Here is a 546-nt window from a genome sequence, read left to right on the forward strand (position 1 = left end):
AGCATAGGTGTTAATAAACAAAGACATACAAGAGTAGCGGGTGGCAACCCTGAACTCTTGGCAAGCGGTGGTTATCTTGCTGTAACCCATCCTGATGGACCCTTAGAAATCACGATTCACACAGAATCGCCCAAGGCGCACAACTTGGTCGATATAAGTATTACACTGCTGGATACAGAGATTGATACTGAGCCATACTTTGATCGCTCACTTATTCACTATCAGCACCCAGAATTTCCTCAACTTGATCTAAATAAAAGTTTGCAATTTGTTTCGAGCGCAACGCCGAAAGTAACAGCCTGTTAGCTGCCGCCCGATTGGGAGCGGATCTGCCCGTTCGACTCAGCCGCGGCGGCCGAGCTCGGCCATCATGGCGCGACGCAGGATCGCGTTCATGCGGGTCTGATAGCCCTGTCCCCCGGCTTTCAGCCAAGCCAGCACATCGGTATCCAGTCGCGCCGTGATCTGCTGTTTGATCGGGCGATAGAACCGGCCTCGGACTGCGCCGGCCCATTGCTCGTCGGTCAGCTCGGGAATGTCGCTGGT

At 53.5% G+C, this 546-nt stretch carries 2 protein-coding genes; one reads left to right on the plus strand and one right to left on the minus strand.

The window, feature by feature from the left end; genetic code table 11:
• Positions 1–306, plus strand: a 306-nt coding sequence (locus CK240_RS18865; RefSeq protein WP_167650118.1) for a hypothetical protein, incomplete at its 5' end; no start/stop codon positions are given.
• Between the two features lie 36 nt (positions 307–342).
• Here CK240_RS18865 and CK240_RS17915 read toward each other — a convergent pair.
• Positions 343–546: BrnA antitoxin family protein (locus tag CK240_RS17915; protein ID WP_167650119.1), on the minus strand; the 204-nt coding region annotated here is incomplete at its 5' end.

Source organism: Paracoccus salipaludis, assembly GCF_002287065.1.
In the GTDB taxonomy this organism is placed as follows: Bacteria; Pseudomonadota; Alphaproteobacteria; order Rhodobacterales; family Rhodobacteraceae; genus Paracoccus; species Paracoccus salipaludis.